The sequence below is a fragment of the Serratia sp. CY81684 genome (assembly GCF_052166595.1).
Lineage (GTDB): Bacteria > Pseudomonadota > Gammaproteobacteria > Enterobacterales > Enterobacteriaceae > Serratia > Serratia nematodiphila.
This window is the reverse complement of sequence record NZ_JBJNOO010000003.1, coordinates 608,310-624,953: the sequence shown is the minus strand read 5'-3', so window position 1 is coordinate 624,953 and position 16,644 is coordinate 608,310. Positions and strand designations below refer to the sequence as shown.

The 16,644-nt window shown below is 57.4% G+C and carries 14 protein-coding genes; 11 read left to right on the top strand and 3 right to left on the bottom strand.

Going from position 1 to position 16,644, the window contains the following annotated elements:
* Window positions 1-13: 13 nt before the first annotated feature.
* Together ACJ8QF_RS10800 and spt are read left to right on the top strand one after the other, a co-directional pair.
* Entirely contained in the window at window positions 14-274 is a 261-nt protein-coding gene (locus ACJ8QF_RS10800; protein ID WP_004935539.1) for an acyl carrier protein, read from the top strand.
* Complete coding sequence (gene spt / locus ACJ8QF_RS10795) at window positions 261-1,433, top strand: serine palmitoyltransferase (protein WP_004935542.1); 1,173 nt, start codon at window positions 261-263, stop codon at window positions 1,431-1,433. Before ACJ8QF_RS10800 ends, spt begins: the two co-directional genes overlap by 14 nt.
* Before the next feature lie 70 nt (window positions 1,434-1,503).
* Here spt and ACJ8QF_RS10790 read toward each other — a convergent pair whose 3' ends face one another.
* On the bottom strand, window positions 1,504-2,235 hold the full coding sequence (locus ACJ8QF_RS10790) for an ATP-binding protein (protein ID WP_015378484.1): 732 nt from the start codon (window positions 2,233-2,235) through the stop codon (window positions 1,504-1,506).
* A gap of 371 nt (window positions 2,236-2,606) precedes the next feature.
* Between ACJ8QF_RS10790 and ACJ8QF_RS10785 the strand changes: the two genes are divergently transcribed.
* The 8 genes from ACJ8QF_RS10785 (at window position 2,607) to ACJ8QF_RS10750 (ending at window position 10,047) form a co-directional block, all read left to right on the top strand.
* Window positions 2,607-3,332, top strand: a complete 726-nt coding sequence (locus tag ACJ8QF_RS10785) for a lipoprotein (protein WP_033645744.1) — start codon at window positions 2,607-2,609, stop codon at window positions 3,330-3,332.
* 30 nt (window positions 3,333-3,362) lie between these two features.
* Window positions 3,363-4,157 (top strand): hypothetical protein, encoded by a 795-nt coding sequence (locus ACJ8QF_RS10780; protein WP_131164933.1) that lies wholly within the window; start codon window positions 3,363-3,365, stop codon window positions 4,155-4,157.
* Between the two features lie 72 nt (window positions 4,158-4,229).
* Window positions 4,230-5,567 (top strand): lipopolysaccharide biosynthesis protein, encoded by a 1,338-nt coding sequence (locus ACJ8QF_RS10775; protein WP_004935553.1) that lies wholly within the window; start codon window positions 4,230-4,232, stop codon window positions 5,565-5,567.
* The gene (locus tag ACJ8QF_RS10770) at window positions 5,564-6,433 is read left to right on the top strand and encodes a hypothetical protein (RefSeq protein ID WP_016927024.1); all 870 of its coding nucleotides are present in this window, start codon (window positions 5,564-5,566) and stop codon (window positions 6,431-6,433) included. The genes ACJ8QF_RS10775 and ACJ8QF_RS10770 overlap by 4 nt, the downstream gene beginning before the upstream one ends.
* A gap of 20 nt (window positions 6,434-6,453) precedes the next feature.
* Window positions 6,454-7,020 (top strand): YtfJ family protein, encoded by a 567-nt coding sequence (locus ACJ8QF_RS10765; RefSeq protein WP_015378488.1) that lies wholly within the window; start codon window positions 6,454-6,456, stop codon window positions 7,018-7,020.
* A 28-nt stretch (window positions 7,021-7,048) separates the two neighbouring features.
* Entirely contained in the window at window positions 7,049-8,119 is a 1,071-nt protein-coding gene (gene lptF / locus ACJ8QF_RS10760; protein ID WP_131164934.1) for an LPS export ABC transporter permease LptF, read from the top strand.
* The gene (gene lptG, locus ACJ8QF_RS10755; protein WP_131164935.1) at window positions 8,116-9,195 is read left to right on the top strand and encodes an LPS export ABC transporter permease LptG; all 1,080 of its coding nucleotides are present in this window, start codon (window positions 8,116-8,118) and stop codon (window positions 9,193-9,195) included. Before lptF ends, lptG begins: the two co-directional genes overlap by 4 nt.
* 102 nt (window positions 9,196-9,297) lie before the next feature.
* Window positions 9,298-10,047: a glycosyltransferase family 2 protein gene (locus tag ACJ8QF_RS10750; protein WP_131164936.1), complete on the top strand. Its 750-nt coding sequence runs from the start codon at window positions 9,298-9,300 to the stop codon at window positions 10,045-10,047.
* A gap of 67 nt (window positions 10,048-10,114) precedes the next feature.
* On the opposite strand, the gene ACJ8QF_RS10745 is transcribed toward ACJ8QF_RS10750, so the two are convergent.
* Window positions 10,115-11,422, bottom strand: coding sequence for a serine hydrolase domain-containing protein (locus ACJ8QF_RS10745; protein WP_131164937.1), 1,308 nt, complete (start codon window positions 11,420-11,422; stop codon window positions 10,115-10,117).
* A 107-nt stretch (window positions 11,423-11,529) separates the two neighbouring features.
* Between ACJ8QF_RS10745 and ACJ8QF_RS10740 the strand changes: the two genes are divergently transcribed.
* On the top strand, window positions 11,530-12,423 hold the full coding sequence (locus tag ACJ8QF_RS10740) for a LysR family transcriptional regulator (RefSeq protein ID WP_131164938.1): 894 nt from the start codon (window positions 11,530-11,532) through the stop codon (window positions 12,421-12,423).
* A gap of 288 nt (window positions 12,424-12,711) precedes the next feature.
* Here the strand turns inward: ACJ8QF_RS10740 and ACJ8QF_RS10735 are convergent, their stop codons facing one another.
* Window positions 12,712-16,554 carry a hypothetical protein gene (locus ACJ8QF_RS10735; protein WP_131164939.1) on the bottom strand — a complete coding sequence of 1,281 codons (3,843 nt, stop codon included), beginning with the start codon at window positions 16,552-16,554 and terminating at the stop codon, window positions 12,712-12,714.
* Between the last annotated feature and the right edge of the window lie 90 nt (window positions 16,555-16,644).

Genomic DNA, 16,644 nt, shown 5'->3' with positions numbered 1-16,644 from the left:
TGTCAACGTTCTTATGCTAAATCGCGATGCTGTAATGGATTATATCCTGACGTGTTTGCAAGGTATCGTCGAAGGCGGAGTGGAAATAAAACCTGATAGCGATCTCGTCAATGATCTTGGCCTGGAATCCATCAGAGTCTTGGATCTGCTGATGATGCTGGAAGATGAATTAGATATCTCCATTCCTATCAATATATTGCTTGATGTCAGAACGCCTGAGCAACTGCTTGACGCGCTGCGCCCTTATCTGGAGAAACACCATGGGACTGTATGATAAGTTTGCGCGGCTCGCCAATGACCGTGAACAATTTCAAACGTCCGGTCTGAATCCGTTCGGCACCTGTATCGACGAAGTGTATTCCGCCACCCAGGGGCGCATCGGCGATCAAAAGATTGTCCTCGCCGGCACCAATAATTACCTTGGCCTGACGTTCGATGCGCAGGCGATCGCCGCCGGCCAGGCGGCTCTGGCCGCGCTCGGCACCGGCACCACCGGCTCGCGCATGGCGAACGGCAGTTACGGATCGCACCTGACGCTGGAACGGGAGCTGGCGGAATTCTTCGATCGCCCGAGCGCCATCGTGTTCTCCACCGGCTATACCGCCAACCTGGGCGTCATCAGCACGCTGGCGGGGCCGGGTGCCGTGGTGCTGATCGACGCGGACAGCCACGCGAGCATTTACGACGCCTGCGCCCTCGGCGGCGCGGAAATTATTCGCTTCCGCCACAATGACGCCGCCGATCTGGAGCGCCGCATGGTGCGCCTGGGCGAACGCGCCCGCGAGGCGATCATTATCGTGGAAGGCATCTACAGCATGCTGGGCGACGTCGCCCCGCTGGTGGAAATCGTCGACATCAAACGGCGATTGGGCGGGTATCTGCTGGTCGACGAAGCGCACTCCTTCGGCGTAATGGGCGAGCACGGCCGCGGCCTGGCCGAAGCGCTGGGCGTCGAGCAAGACGTGGATATCATCCTGGGCACCTTCAGCAAAAGCCTGGCTTCGATCGGCGGCTTCGCCGTCGGCGGCAAGGGGATGGACGTGCTGCGCTACAGCAGCCGGCCGTATATCTTTACCGCTTCGCCGTCGCCGTCCAGCATCGCTTCGGTGCGCACGGCGCTGCAAAAAATCGCCCGCCATCCCGAGCTGCGGGAAAAACTGTGGAGCAATGCGCACCGCCTGTACCACGGCCTCGCCGAGCTGGGCTATACCCTGGGGCCGCGCATCAGCCCGGTGGTGCCGGTGATGATCGGTTCAAAGGAAGAAGGGTTGCGTTTCTGGCGCGAGCTGATCGCCCACGGCGTCTATGTGAACCTGGTGCTGCCACCGGCCGCGCCGGCGGGCGTGACCCTGCTGCGCTGCAGCGTCAATGCCGCGCACAGCGATGAAGAAATCGACACCATCGTGCGCGCCTTTGCGGCGCTGAAAAAATAAAGCCTTTCCTTCTCGGCCGCGGCGGCGGTGCCGAAAATGGCCACGCCGCCCTGCCGAACCGATGCGCACCTCAGTGCGCAGCCGTTGATACCCCATCAGCCGAATAGCGATACCCCTGCGCCGCCATAAATTCCGCGATGGCTTTTTCCGCCGCCGAAAGCACCTCCTCGATCGGCCGATCGGCATCGAGATCCACGATGTCGGCGCCTTCGAACGTCAATAGCGGCGTGACGGCGATCTTCTTCTCCAGCGCCGCTTTGCGGTGATCGGGTTTGCGCGCGCAGGCCACGTCCAGACTGACATTCAGCTTGAGCACCAGATCCGGTTTTTGCCCCGCCATCCATTGAAACGCCGCCCGTTCACGCGCCGCCAGCCAACGGACGAAACGGCTGCCTTCAACGTCGACGGGAAAAACCGTGCCGTCGTAAGCGCCAGGGATCTGCGCCTGCGGAAAACGGTCGGTCAACACGATGAACCCTTGCCGGCGATACGCCAGCATGCGGCGAAAACGCAGCAGCCGCCGCCCCACGAAAGCGATGATCACCGCCGACGGCAACAGGCCAATCCGGGATTTTTTCGTTTTGACTTTTTTGGTATTGCTCTCGATAGCCTTGCCCACCGAGCGCCCGAGCAACGGCAATTTCGCCGCCGCGCGCCCGACGTTACCCGCCTGTTTGCCCAGATGCACCTGCACCGCCGGGCCATAATGTTTCACATACTCGATCAGATGTTCACAAACGGTGGACTTACCCGATCCGTCGCTGCCGATAACCGCAATCAGCGGCGGAAATTTTGCACTCATAATAAGACTCTCTTTCAATACACCAGAAACGGCGTGCCATATTTGAAGCGAACGATCGCTTATCATTGCCGCAGTGGCTGCGTGAAAAAAAATTTGCCATACGCAGCGCCAAAAAGCACAAAAGATTAAGCGAAAATTGAAAACCTCTGCTCTTTTTCGCCGTGAGCCATGCCGAGAATTAACATAAAAAGCGAAACCGGCCCACGCACGAACAATTAGCACAAAATAACAAGAACAAACGCCATGAATATCAATTCAAATAACGAAAAAGAATACCGATCTCATTATTTTATCGCAGCAAAGCACAATAAATATCTTGAACCCAAGGCGTATTGGAATACAATAGTTTTTTTCGCATTGGATCAATTATTGTGAGTCAGCAGATAAGACCTTCATCTGATCGCTCGCCCGTGCGCGTAATAGCGATAACCGGCTGTGACGGCTCGGGAAAATCCACGTTAGCCGCCAGCCTGGTCAACGCTTTATCGGCACAAGAACCTGCCGAACTGCTGTATCTCGGCCAGTCTTCCGGGCGTATTGGCGAATGGATCAGTTCGCTGCCGATTATTGGCGCGCCCTTCGGGCGTTATTTGCTGAAGAAATCGGAACGCGTGCATGAGCGCCCTTCCACACCGCCGGATAATGCCACGGCGCTGGTGATATTTTTACTCTCCTATTGGCGCGTTTATAAATTCCGTCGCATGCTGAAGAAAAGCCGCAGCGGCGCATTACTGATCACCGATCGTTATCCGCAAGCCGAAGTGGCGGGGTTTCGTTTCGATGGCCCGCAGCTGGCGAAAACCGCCGGCGGCAATCGCTGGATCCGCTGGCTAAGAAAGCGCGAACAAAACCTGTACCAATGGATGGCGTCTTATCAGCCCTTATTATTAATTCGGCTGGATATTGACGAACAAACGGCCTATTCACGCAAACCCGATCACTCGCTGGCGGCGTTGCGTGAAAAGATCGCCGTCATCCCGCACCTGACGTTTAACGGCGCTAACATATTGGATTTAGACGGCCGCGAACCGGCCGACCGTATTTTCGACGCATCGCTGCACGCCGTTAAAATATCGCTGAGGGCCGCCAATGCCTAGCCGACAAATAACCTTTCCGTACCGAAACAGATGAAAAAAAATAAACTCACCGCCGAACAGGATACCTCTCCCACCTGCATCACCGGGCTGATTGCCGTGGTGGGCAGCGACGGTACGGGCAAGTCCACGCTGACCGCCGACCTGGTGAAAAACCTGCAGCAACATCGCCCCACGGAGCGGCGCTATTTGGGGCTGATCTCCGGCGAAGACGGCGACAAAATCAAGAAGTTGCCGTTCATCGGCGTGTGGCTGGAACGACGTCTGGCGGCCAAGTCCGACAAAACTCAGCGCATGAGCAACAGGCCGCCGGCGCTGTGGGCGGCGCTGATCATGTACGGCTTTTCGCTGTGGCGCGCATCCAACCTGCGCAAGGTGCGGCGGTTGGCGCAGAGCGGCGTTCTGGTGATCAGCGATCGCTACCCGCAGGCGGAAATCTCAGGTTTTTACTACGATGGGCCCGGCATCGGCGTGGAACGCGCAAAAGGGTGGCTATTAAGCCGCCTGGCGGCGCGCGAACGCCGTTTATATCAACGCATGGCCGTCTATCGGCCGGAGCTGATCATTCGCCTTGATATCGACGTCGATACGGCCTTTTCCCGCAAGCCCGATCACAGTTACGAAGAGCTGAAAGACAAGATCGCCGCCATGGTACGCCTGCAATACAACGGCTCGCGCATCATCGAGCTGGACGCCAGAGCCCCTTACGACGAGGTGCTGAGCAATGCGCTCAACGCCATTTCCGCCGTGGTGAACCCCGCGAAGCGCCCGCAGAGCGATCTCGGGCAACCCGGCGAGAACGCCGGCGAAGAAACTCAGGTTTATTAAACGAATACAGGGCAAACGCATGACTGCGGAACACAAAATGCAGCAAAACAACGATAACGGCTGGTTTGGGCTATGAAACGGTGGTTTTCCGACGGCGCGTTTCGTTCCATTTTACGTAATGCCGCCTACCTGGGTTCCGGCAGCGTCGCCAGCGCGCTGCTCGGCCTGCTGGCGCTCTCCTGCGCCGGTAAAGGCATGTCGCCTGAAATGTTCGGCGTGCTGGTGGTGATTCAGGCCTATACCAAAGCGGTCAGCGATTTCATCAAATTCCAGACCTGGCAGTTTGTGGTGCAATTCGGCACTCCGGCACTGGAGCATCAAAATACCGGGCGCTTCCGCGACGTCGTCGCCTTCTCCTTTGGCCTGGATATCGCCAGCGGCGTCATCGCCGTGCTGGGCGGCATGATCATGCTGCCGTTCTTGTCTCACGCTCTGGGGCTGGACAGCGAAAGCTTCTGGCTCGCCATGCTGTACTGCACCCTGATCCCATCGATGACCTCGTCCACGCCGACCGGCGTGCTGCGCGCCTTCAACCGCTTCGATTTAATCGCCATCCAGCAGGCGATCAAACCGTTCCTGCAGGCGGTGGGCAGCGTCATCTCCTATTATTTCGATCTGGGGTTCCCCGGCTTTATCGTCACCTGGTACGCCTCTAACCTGATCGGCGGCACGCTGTTTTGGTGGTTCACCGCGCGCGAGCTGCGCCGCCGCGATATCCATGGCGCGCTGAGGCCGCGCCTTTTCAACGTCGCGCGCCGCATCGAGGGCGCCTGGAACTTCGTCTGGACCACCAACATCGCCCATACCATCTGGGCCGCCCGCAACTCCTGCACCACCGTGCTGGTGGGCGTGGTGCTCGGCCCGGCCGCCGCCGGGCTGTTCAAGATCGCCATGACCTTCTTCGATGCGACGGGCACCCCGGCCAAGCTGCTGGAGAAAAGCTTCTATCCCGAGATCATGCGCCTGGATCCGCGCACCAAAACCCCGTGGCTGCTCGGCCTGCGCTCTTCGCTGCTGGCCGGCGGCATCGGCCTGGCCGTTGCGGTGTTGATGTTGCTGGTGGGCAAGCCGCTTATTTCCGCGGTATTCGGGCAGCAATACCTGGAAGCCTATGACCTGATTCAAATCATGCTGGGCGCGATCATCGTCTCCATGATGGGCTTCCCGCAGGAATCCTTACTGTTTATGGCGGGCAAACAGCGCGCCTTCCTGATCGCGCAGGCGACGGCCTCGGCGGCCTACATTGCGCTGCTGGTGTCGATGGCGTATGCCTTCGGCGTGCAGGGCGCCGCCTTCGCTTATTTACTTGGGCAATGTTTAGACGTTCTGTTATCCCTGATACCGACGATCGGCGCCTACCGCAATCGCTTTATGTTGGGGCTGAATGTGCCCAAAGAGAGTAATCAATGACCGCTAGCAATAATTGGAAAAAGTTCTCAGCCGAAACCACCCAGGCGCTGTTTGTCGCGGTGGAAGAGGACGACCTGGTTGAGGCGAATATCAGCCTGCCGCAGCAGATTGATCTGGAATGCTCCCCCGAGAGCATTCGGGACAACTACGCGCTGTGCCTGCAGTTTTGGGAAGACGGCTTTTCCCGCCGCGAGCTTCTGCAATTGGTGAACGGTTTCCTGCAAGACCCGCAGTTGGCGGCGGCTACCCGCATGCGCTACAAATATATCCGCGCCCGCTATAAGCACCTGCGCTTCGCCCAGCAGCTGTACGGCGCCCCGCACCGCGCCAACCGCCTGTTCCACACCACCACTGTGGTGCTCGGCCATTTTCAGGACGCGTTTCGCAACGGCAACCAGAAGAACCTGACGCTGTACGGCAACCTGCTGCGGCTGCTGCTCAGCAAGCCGGTGTGGTCTTACGTGCGCTATGCGCTGCGCCACACCCGGCTGGAAAGCGCACAGGGCTTTATCACCTACCGCCAGGAGCAAATGCGCCAGCTGCAAACGCTGATCGCCGGCCCGGCGCTGACCGGGCATCAGTTCCATGACGTGCGCAAAATCGTCAGCCGCCAGGTCTCGTTCTACGACACGCTGAGATCGATCGATCCCGACAACCGCGAGGCCCGGCAGATCTCGCGCTTCCTGGCGGCGATTAACGGCCTGATGGGCGACCGGCATGACGTGATGGTGGCGGACAAGCTGGCCGGCGGCGATATCTATGATCGGCCGGCGATCCTGGATATCGACATCCGCCAGCGCCTGGAGCTGCTGCTGGCGCGTTTTCCGCTGTCGTTTTCCCAGCCGGCCATCGCGGCGGGCAGATAAGCGGGTTGCACGGAGCCATGATGACGTTACGTCGCTTGCTGACCCTTGCGCTGCTGCTGTCGCCGCTGACGGCATCTGCGCATAACTTCGTGCATGGCCGGCCGGTGGCGCCGATCGCCATCGCCGATCGCGGCGAGCTGCTGCTGCGCAACGGCGATTTCAGCTACCGGCCGTGGAACAGCGCAAAACTGGCGGGCAAGGTGCGGGTGATCCAGTACATCGCCGGGCGCACCTCCGCCAAAAAGAAGAACTCGCTGCTGATCAACGCCGTTAAGGACGCGAACCTGCCGGGCGATCGCTTCCAGCCGACCACCATCGTCAACACCGACGACGCGATACCGGGTTCCGGCTTCTTCGTGCGCGGCAAGATCGAGAAAAACAAGCGGCATTACCCCTGGGCGCAATTCATCGTCGACAGCGACGGGCTGGGGCGCATGGCCTGGCGGCTGCCGGAGGAGAGCTCCACCATCGTAGTGCTGGACAAGGCCGGGCGCGTGCAGTGGGCGAAGGACGGCGCACTCACCCCGCAAGAAGTTGACCAGGTGATCGCCCTGCTGCGCGCGCTGATCGCGCAGGAGACGCCATGAAGCGCACGCCGCCGGGAACCGATAACGCATGTCTTTGATTGAACGCTATATCACGGTTGAGATCCGCCGCCTGGTGATGATGATCGCCGGGTTTCTGATCTTCATGTTCGCCAGCTACTCCGCTCAGCGCTACCTGACCGACGCCGCCAACGGCACGCTGGCGCTGCGGGTGGTGGCCGACGTGGTTTTCTATAAGTCGCTGATCGCGCTGGAGATGATATTGCCCGTCGCGCTGTATGTCTCGGTGGCGGTCGCGCTGAGCCAGATGTACAGCGATGCGGAGATCACCGCCATGCTGGCCGCCGGCGCCAGCCCGCTGCGGCTGTACAAGGCGGTGCTGATACTCGCCGTGCCGCTGGCGATAGCGGTCACGCTGCTGTCGCTGTATGGCAGACCCTGGGCGTACGCCAATATTTATCAGCTGCAGCAACAGTCGCAATCGGTGCTGGACGTGAGCCACCTGCAGGCCGACAAATTCAACGTCAGCGGCAACGGCCGCATGATCCTCGCCAGTCACGTCGACAAAACGGCCAACCACCTGACGGACGCCCTGATTTATGTACGCGGCGGCCATCACACCAACCTGTACCGTGCGCAGTCGGTGGAGGTGCTCGACGCCTCCCCCGCCAGCCCCGCCGTGCGGCTGAAAACCGGCACCGCCTATGTGCTGGATCGTGAGGGCGCCGACGACAACGGGCAGAATTACGACAACTTTGACATCGCGCTCAAACCGTTCGTGCCCAGCGCCGAGAGCCGGCACAAATCGGCCTCGCCGGCGGAACTGGCGCGCTCCGCAGATCCGGGCGACGCCGCCGAACTGCAATGGCGCGAGAGCCGCGGGCTGACCACCGTGCTGATGGTGCTGCTGGCGATCCCCTTTAGCCGCATCAAGCCGCGGCAGGGGCGCTACGCCGCGCTGCTGCCCCTCACGGTTCTGTTTACCGTGATTTTCTATGGCGGCAACATTTGTCGCACGCTGGTGGCCAACGGCTCTCTGCCGACGATCCCCGGCGTTTGGCTGGTGCCGATAGCGATGGCTGTCGGTATCGCCCTGCTGCTGGCGCGCGACCTCTCCCTGCTGCGGAAACCCTCCCGATGACCCTTTTTAGCCGCTATCTGATCCGCAACGTGTTCATCGGCTTCGCCGCCGCGACCGGGCTGCTCATCCCGCTGTTCACCACCTTTACGCTGATCAACGAGCTGGAGGACGTGACCCCGGGCGGCTACCGCTGGCAGCAGGCGCTGCTGGTGACCGTGATGACCCTGCCGCGCAGCCTGGTCGATCTGGGGCCGTTTATCGCGCTGCTCGGCGGCATCGTCGGGCTGGGGCAGCTCTCCAAAAGCCTGGAGCTGACGGCGATCCGTTCCGCCGGGATGTCGATATTCCGCATCGCGTTGGTGATGCTCGCCGCCGGGCTGCTGATGAACCTCTCGCTCGGCGCCCTCGATGAATGGGCCGCCTCGCCGCTGCAGCAACGCGCGCTGCAAATGAAGAATAACGCCCTGGCGCAGTCGAATAATAACGACGTTACCGTTAACCCGCTGTGGGCGCGGCGCGGCAACGAGTTTGTGACAGTGAAGACCGTCGATGAGAACGACCAGCCCCACGGCATTGAGATCTTCCGTTATCAAGCCAACCGCGCGCTGGAGTCTTACATTTACGCCGACAGCGCCAGCACCGCCGCCGACGGCAGCTGGCTGCTGCACAACGTGATGCAGAAAAGCTGGCAAGGCAGAAAGGAGACGATTGCGCGACAAGACAGCCTGCTCTGGCGCTCACTGTTCGCCGTGCCGAGCCTGAAAGAGCTAACCCTGCCGGCGGGCAGTTTCTCGCTCCAACAGCTGGATCGCTATATCGATTACCTGCAAGGCTCGGGGCAACCCAGCACCGAATACCGCCTGGCGCTGTGGAAAAAACTCGGCCAGCCCCTGCTGGTGCTGGCGATGATTTTGCTGGCCATCCCGTTTACCTTCACCGCCCCGCGCGCCCCCGGCATGGGCAGCCGGCTAGCGCTTGGCGTCATCATCGGGCTGCTGACCTACATCGCTTACCAGATCGTTCTCAATCTGGGGTTGCTGTTCGCCCTCAACGCGCCCTTCACCGCCCTCGCCCCGCCGCTTTTGCTCCTGGCGTTGGCGCTGGTGCTGGTTTATCGGTTTGACCGGCGGGGTTAAGCATTTTCTGAGGTTGATAAGGGATAAGAAGAGAATCGCAATTTCCATTCCAGAGAAAACATCACGCACTCACCTGCTCGCGATTTTTAAGGATGTTAGTTAATGGCAAAGATAGCTGTTTGTATACTGACTTTTAACTCCTCTCGTTTATTACACGAGGTGCTTTCTCCACTCATGGGCATTGCGGATGAGTGGATTGTGGTGGACTCCGGCAGTACGGATAAAACGCTGTCTATTTGCCAAAGCTTTGGAATAAGCCCTATTTATCATCGTTTCGAGACTCACGGACGGCAAATGAACTTTGCGATTTCTCAAGCTCATCATGACTGGGTGTTGTGCCTGGACAGCGACGAAATCCTTGATGCCGAAACCATAGCGTCCATTTTAAAATTCAAAGCGCAGGAAAACCCACCGCCACAGCAAGCCTTTAGAATCAAAAGGTATTGGTTTGTTCTCGGACAGCCAGTCAGAACGATTTATCCCATCTCCTCACCGGACTACCCCGTTCGGCTGTTCAATAGAACGCAGGTCAGGTTCAATGATGCTCCGGTAGATGATGCCGCTGAAGGCTATATTCACACGTCGGTCATTCCCGGCAATGTTAAGCACGATACCTTTTACTCTCTCCATGAAATATTCAACAAGCTCAATAGCTATACGACAAGGGTAGTAAAATACAGAAACATTAGGCCCTCGATATTTCGTGGCATCGTTAGCGCGATCGGCGCATTTTTTAAATGGTACATACTGAGCGGGGCATGGAAGGAAGGCAAAGTCGGCGCCGTCACTGGCTTTTATGCCGTGGCCTACAGTTTCCTGAAGTATTTTAAATCCTGGTATGGCAAAGATTGATAATGTTAAGGACAGAAACAGGGGCTGAATGGCAACCGCCATCCAGCCCCTGCTTACCCAGCCGACGTTAACGTAATTCCTTCGCTATCGCGCTAAACATCAGCGACGCCTCCAGCGGTTGCGCGCTGAAAGAAGGCTCCGCCTGCGGCCAGGTAGACCACTGGACAATCACCAGATTCTCCGCCTGATTGACCATGATCATCTGGCCGAAGATCCCCAGCGCCCACAGAGAATGTTTCAGGGAAGCCTGCGGAGCGGGTTCTACGTTGGTCGCATTCGCCGGCACTTCGTTGTTCCACCATTGGTAGCCGTAAATGCCCTTGGGGTGCGCCGCCGACACCGAGCCCGCCGCCCGCGTCCAGTTGGCCGACTGGGCTACCCAATCTTCCGGCAAGATCTGTTTGCCGTTCGGCAACGTTCCGTTATGCAGAATGAATTCGCCGAAGCGCCCCCAGTCTTCCAGCGTGGCGTTAAAGCCGTGCGCGCCCACGTCGTGCTGGCCTTTGGCATAAGCATGCCACACGCCATCGCTGGCCATGCCGTACGGCTGCCAGATGCTTTGCTCAAGATAGGCCGCCAGCGGCATGCCGGTGGCGCGCTCCAGTACGTCGCCCAGCAGCCACGCGCCGCCGGAGGAGTAAGACCAGTTCTGCCCGGCCGGGTGTGCGCGGCGTAAGCCGGCCACCAGCTTGCGCACGCAGGCGTAGGTACCGGGCTTGGCTTCACACTCTGTCAGCTGCGCGAAGTTCGATTTCGGGTTGGTGTAATCCTCATTCCACGCCACGCCGGAGGTATGGGTGATCAGCTGCCTGAGGGTCACACCGTCCCACGCGGTGCCTTTCAGATCGGGTTCGTATTGCGTGATGAGATCGTCGAGCGAGTGGATTTTGCCCTGTTTAATCGCCACGCCAACCAGCGTGGCAACCACGGATTTGCCCACCGAGCGCGACGTCCACAGGGTAGCGTCGGTATTACCCTGCCCCAGATATTTCCAGGCGATTTTGCCGTCTTTCAATACCAGCATGCCGCTGACGTTCTGGCGCTGCAGGTAATCCTGCAGGTGGTAGGTTTTGCCATTCACCCGATAGCTGGCGTCCGTTAACGGTTTAGCGGCAGCCGCCAGCGGCGCGGCGTTGCCGTGATGAAACACATCCCCGGCATAGTTGCGGTAGTCGTTACGAAAACCGATCACCCGGTCGCTCTGGCTCCAGGTGAGCATCTTGTGCGTGTCCGGCAGTTGCGCATCGAAAGGCGCGGGACAGGCGCTGAGTTCGGTGCCCGCACAGGCGGCCAGGGCGGCGGGCGCCAACAGGCCGCTGCAGAGACTGATGACAACGCCCGCCAGCAGGCTGCGGTTAAACACTTTGTTTTTCATATTTTTTCTCGCTTAGCTCAGGAAGGCGTTCAGCTTAAAAAAACGCGGCCTATAATAAAAAACGCCTGATGGGGGAAAATCCCCCGCAAAAACGACGGGAGAGCCGCGTGCCGAGCCTGATTTATTCCTTTGCCCAACTTGAAGCCTTCACCGCCGTGGCCGAGCACGGCAGCCTGGCGAAAGCCGCGCTCAAGCTGGGCAAAGACCGCACGACGCTGCGCGATTTGATTGATTTTCTCGAGGATGGCTTGGGCTATGCGCTGTTCCTGCGCGAGGGGCGCAGCCTGCACCTGACGCCGGAAGGCGAACAGCTGCAGCGCCAGGCGCACCTGCTGATGCGCCAGGTGAAAGCGTTTGAGGCGTTTGCCAAAGACGTGCCGAAGAGCGCGGCGCAGGAAATCTCGCTGGTCTACGATCCCTTCACGCCCCGTGCATTGCTGCAAGCGCTGATTGCCGCCATGACCCAACGCAACACGCGCCTGAGCCTGATTAACGCCTCGCGCGACGAAGCGGAAAGCCTGCTGGCAAGCGGCCAGGCCGATCTGGGCATCTGCCAGGCGCGCCATCGCAGCGTGGGCGACGCCATGGAGTGGCGCGCTTTAGGGGCGATAGAGATGGATTTCTACGCCGCCGAAACGCTTTTCCCCGGCGCGGAACAGCCGCTTTCGCTGCTGGAGCTCTCGCTCACGCCGCAGGTGATCATGCACCCGGATTCTGACGAACCGGTGGCGCGCCGTCTGCAAATTTCCGGGCATACCATATTTACCAACGAGCTGGAGATGCTGCGCGCCCTGCTCGAACAGGGCTGCGGCTGGGGATTCCTGCCGACGCATATGCATGCGGAACAGTGGAAAAACGTCAACACGCTGCGCACCGAAGTGGGCAGCCAGGGGATCAGCCAAACCATGGTGACCATCTGGAAGCCGGGCAATGACCGGCGAACGCTGATTGATGAGACGCTGGGGTTGTTGCCGGGGTTGTGGCGGGGAGTTGGGGGGTGAAAAGTCGCGGCTAGATTAGCGGTGTTGTTATCGGTAGTCGAGCGTAGGGTTCATCATCTGCGTTGTTTTTTCGATCATTCTTTGGCGTGGATTGCTGTTTTCACCCAATGAGCCCCTCACCGCCGTCGCTCCTACGCTGCTGGCGCTGGTTTGTTGCTTTGATTGGCGGTATTAGAGAGGCTGCTTTGAGCGAAAAGCGGACGTTATGCCTGCAATTGAGATGCGTGAAAATACTAGTGTCAAAGTGCCTTGAAGATCGGTGGCGATTCAGATCATTGCGGGTAACCATCACTCAAACCGCTGCTCACTTTCACGATCTTTCTGCTGTTCTCGAATTCTTTGACGCTCAATCATAGGTATCAATCTCTCATGTATCTTTTTTGCAGCCTTTGAAATGTCATCCCGCTCGTGTGCAATGAGTTCACCGAAACCGTCAGTCCGGGACTGTAATATGTTTGCAAGACTGCCACTCCAACTTGACGGACTAGTTAATTCAGCAAAAGACTCAAGAACCACTGAAGGTTCAGGTGCAGCCTCCAGGAATTTGATGGCGTTCTCGCGCAAAGTAGTCCTGCTTGTGTCAGTACTACTTGACCAGAGTTCTAACCCCTGCGGCACATATGCCCATACCTTGGTATTCTCATTCCTGAAGCACCAGTCAATCACGATTTCTATGCCAACACCAGAAAGCAGTGGAGTATCCGAAATGCCGCCACGCATGAAGAACAACCGCATACATATTTGATCTTCAGAATCAGCAAAGAGACGAGAGAGAAACTCTACGGGTATGAGTGTCACCGTTGTCTGAATAGTTTTATGGTAATCATTCATGTAACCATAATGTTTATCGATCGCTGAGAAGACTGCGTCCAGCCAGTTTTCTGTCAGCCCATCATGACTGTCAAACTGCAATGCCGCCGCTACGACAGATGCCATAAAGCCATCAACGAAACCGCCCCGATCATCAGTCTCTTTCTGTAAAACCTGAATTGCTGCCCTGAGACCGATTTGACGGAGTTCCGGGCCAAGTATGTCCTCTGTCGCTTTGTTGTCATGTAACCTCATCCCTAGCCCATTCAAAATCACCTCAGCGCCGTTTTCTATGGCTAAAAGTCGTTCTGCCAGTTCAAGCACTCGGTTTAATGGCAAATGCAGGTATTTTTTTTGCCAAAGAATGGCGTCAAACATAACTATACGAGTATCAGGTTTATTCAGAACCGACATACATCGATAGAGGTCGGTTTCTGTAAAATCTCGCTGGGGATGCAAATTAACCAGAACTCGGCAGAGTGAAGGATGCACAGCACAGTGATCCAGAAATTCATGGGCTAGCACTTCCTTACTACGATCCACGCCTTCGATAAAGCCTTGAAACACAGAAAAATCTTTATTTTCAGTAGAGTTCTGTTCCAGTTCTTTTATAAGTAATTGCCAGACTTCATGGGGATTCGCGGTTCCCTCAGCGAGCCCCTTCCCGAATGCGCTCCGGTAAGGCATCCATTCAGAAGAGAACAGATTGGGTCTCAGGTCAGAAAGACAAAGTATTGAAGTGGCAAACTCACGCCCCAGTTGCTCTGCTCTGGCCATCAGTCGCTCTTCTGCTTCAGTGTATCGTTCCTGGTCACTGCGGTTAAATTCGTCATCAAGCACCCAGTTATAGTGGCCTTTACTCAGGACATAAAGCCGGATAGCGGAAAGCAAATCATTCGGTCTGAGCTCCCTTTCCAGAGCATCAAGAGTTTCAAGCAGCACGGACGATACCTGAGGCTCCTTCCGCATAAAGTACAGTTTTGTCCGAATCGCCTTCCAGCCCTCTCCCCAGGGAAGACGGGCATGCAATGTACGTGCGGCATCAACGAGGACGGAGCCCATCCTCTTATCACGCCACAGGCCACTGAGTGCATTTGCCAGAATTGTCCGCGCAGCGTTGGCAAGATGCATATCATCGGCGCTCCCGACGCGAACGGCAATCTCGATGAACGAGCATCTCCACGCCATCAACGCGTTATAGTCTGGTTCTGCCCCGTAATCCCTCGGGCGGGCACCAAACTCATATATACCCGAACTTGTCCACGTCGAACCGCTAAGTCCGGCAGAAAGCATTTTCAGCCCCAGAGTGCGACGCTGTGATAAACCTGAAGTAAGACACTCCTCCAGAAGCGCAATTCGCTGCTCCAGAGAGGCATGTGTACCTGACAGATAGGGCTGACAGAACAATGTGAGTCTGTCTCGCGCATTCTCCTGACGAGTCTTATCTATTTCATGATCCGCTATTTGCAGCAGAAGGCTGGCGCAACGGTTGAAGTATGAAGGTTCCCAGGCCAGTGCCTGCAAAAGGTTGAGGATGGTACTCCAGCGGGGATCGTAATGTCTTTCCCGGCCTTTAAAGTCTGCGGCCCTGAGGACCTCGTCAATCCGGTTAAGCAGAACGTCAGGCACCACCGGTGCTATGTACTCCAACATACGAGCCGGCAAGTCCTCTAATGCCAGCAGGTTACCCAGCATGGCTTCCGGCTGGAGCCATGCAGCCGCAATCTCCTTTGCCACCGGATGATCGTGTAAAAGGCCCAGCCGGTGAGCAAATGACATAAGGAGGCGCTCCCGTCCCGGCACTTCAAAGGTAGACCTGAGAAACGCAACCGGAAAGCTATTCAGCGCGGAGGCTGCCAGTTTGTTCGCTATAGCATGGGGTAAGATGGCTCGCCAGTGCGATCTGGCCTGAAGAATGCGGCGATCGGTCAGCTTCTTGAGCGTACGGTACAGCTGGTTATGTGAATAGCCCGCGAGCGTGCCAAGAATCTCCAGTTCACTGTCGCCTGTTTCAGAAAAGTCACTCGAAAACGAGTATACCAGCGAAAGTATCTCAGCCTGCTCCCGTAATCCCTCATCTCGCTCATGACGTTGTTCAAAAAGTCTGTCGAAGAGTTGTGCATCGGACAGAACGGCCAACGACTCCCCCTCATCCACTCTCTCAGCGATAGCCAGCGAGACTCTGGCATTTCCGTCAGCGAACTGCGCGATTCGACGGGCGTTCAACTGTCCGATACCGGGGAAGCGCCGCAGCAGAAGTTTTTCCGCCACTTCCGGTCCTACCGCCTCGATGTGGATCACCTCCGTGGTCTGAGGTTTGTCCTCCCGAATATCATACTCAACGGTAATTAGCTTGATCCTACCCCCCACCGAGGTAACTCTCGCCGCGAGGGCAGCATGCAGTTCAGACGGGCAGTTATCAAGAACCATAATTGCGCTGCGCTGGTCAGCGATGAGGCGTTCCAGCATGGCTGCAGCAGAAGGGATCGGATCGTCACCGGTATCGGCATAAACCGCCAGGGTGCGGTCCAGGGCATCGGCTCCTACGGATTCATCAAACAAGGCCTGAACAATCCTCGTTTTACCGACGCCCGATAAACCAGTAATACGCACGGCTTTACGAGTGGTCAGGATAAGCTGGCGTATCGGCCCGATGGCATCCTTAATACTCAGGGGATGACCTTTTTCTGACGGAGTTGAGATCGTGATGCCGGACGCGGTTATCAGGGTATCTTCCGCCCCATCTGGAGGGCAACTCCATGATCCATATGGTTGCCAGCCGGAATATCCCCGCCCCAGTATTCTGTTTACCCACAGCATTACTGACGGATGCTGTCGTATCCACTGAGCCAACTTTGCGCGATCATAGAAAGCCAGATGAAGAGTTGGGTGAGACGGAGTATGCCTGACGGCCTCATACATCGCCTTGACGCGTTCGGCAAGCATAGTGGGGGAACAGTCCTCATCCAGACTGACAATGATATAGCTTCCCCCCTTTGTGGCCTGGCCGGATATCATGGGAGAAAGGACGCCAGAGGGAGCCATCTCTCGCAGAATATCTGCCCTGCGCATCCTATGTTTTTTGGCCTGGAAGACGGTATCCGGTCGCTCAATATACCCGGAGTTGAGCTCTTCGACCGGCACCTGCACGTGGACATCAATTCCACCATCAGGTGTGTTGATCGATCCCGACCAGCGCACCCACGCCGGGCTATGACCGCAGGCCGCCACTTCGGCTTCAGCAAGGCGAGCAATTAACTCTTCCAAAAGAGTATCTGAGAGTCCGAGTAATTCATCTTTATTGATATCGAAGATCGCCACGGCATAGTCCTGACAGAAAATTGAAATTTTTCACAACTGATGCCCAGAATATTAAGCAATTAGAAACAGATTGTCCTGTGACTAGCTCCC

Bases quoted from the DNA above. Each gene is read 5' to 3' on its own strand.
- spt (WP_004935542.1), top strand. From the start codon at position 261: ATGGGACTGTATGATAAGTTTGCGCGGCTCGCCAATGACCGTGAACAA.
- ACJ8QF_RS10745 (WP_131164937.1), bottom strand. From the start codon at position 11,422: ATGAAAAACAAAGTGTTTAACCGCAGCCTGCTGGCGGGCGTTGTCATC.
- lptG (WP_131164935.1), top strand. From the start codon at position 8,116: ATGACCCTTTTTAGCCGCTATCTGATCCGCAACGTGTTCATCGGCTTC.
- ACJ8QF_RS10790 (WP_015378484.1), bottom strand. From the start codon at position 2,235: ATGAGTGCAAAATTTCCGCCGCTGATTGCGGTTATCGGCAGCGACGGA.
- lptF (WP_131164934.1), top strand. From the start codon at position 7,049: ATGTCTTTGATTGAACGCTATATCACGGTTGAGATCCGCCGCCTGGTG.
- ACJ8QF_RS10800 (WP_004935539.1), top strand. From the start codon at position 14: ATGCTAAATCGCGATGCTGTAATGGATTATATCCTGACGTGTTTGCAA.
- ACJ8QF_RS10750 (WP_131164936.1), top strand. From the start codon at position 9,298: ATGGCAAAGATAGCTGTTTGTATACTGACTTTTAACTCCTCTCGTTTA.
- ACJ8QF_RS10770 (WP_016927024.1), top strand. From the start codon at position 5,564: ATGACCGCTAGCAATAATTGGAAAAAGTTCTCAGCCGAAACCACCCAG.
- ACJ8QF_RS10780 (WP_131164933.1), top strand. From the start codon at position 3,363: ATGAAAAAAAATAAACTCACCGCCGAACAGGATACCTCTCCCACCTGC.
- ACJ8QF_RS10775 (WP_004935553.1), top strand. From the start codon at position 4,230: ATGAAACGGTGGTTTTCCGACGGCGCGTTTCGTTCCATTTTACGTAAT.
- ACJ8QF_RS10765 (WP_015378488.1), top strand. From the start codon at position 6,454: ATGACGTTACGTCGCTTGCTGACCCTTGCGCTGCTGCTGTCGCCGCTG.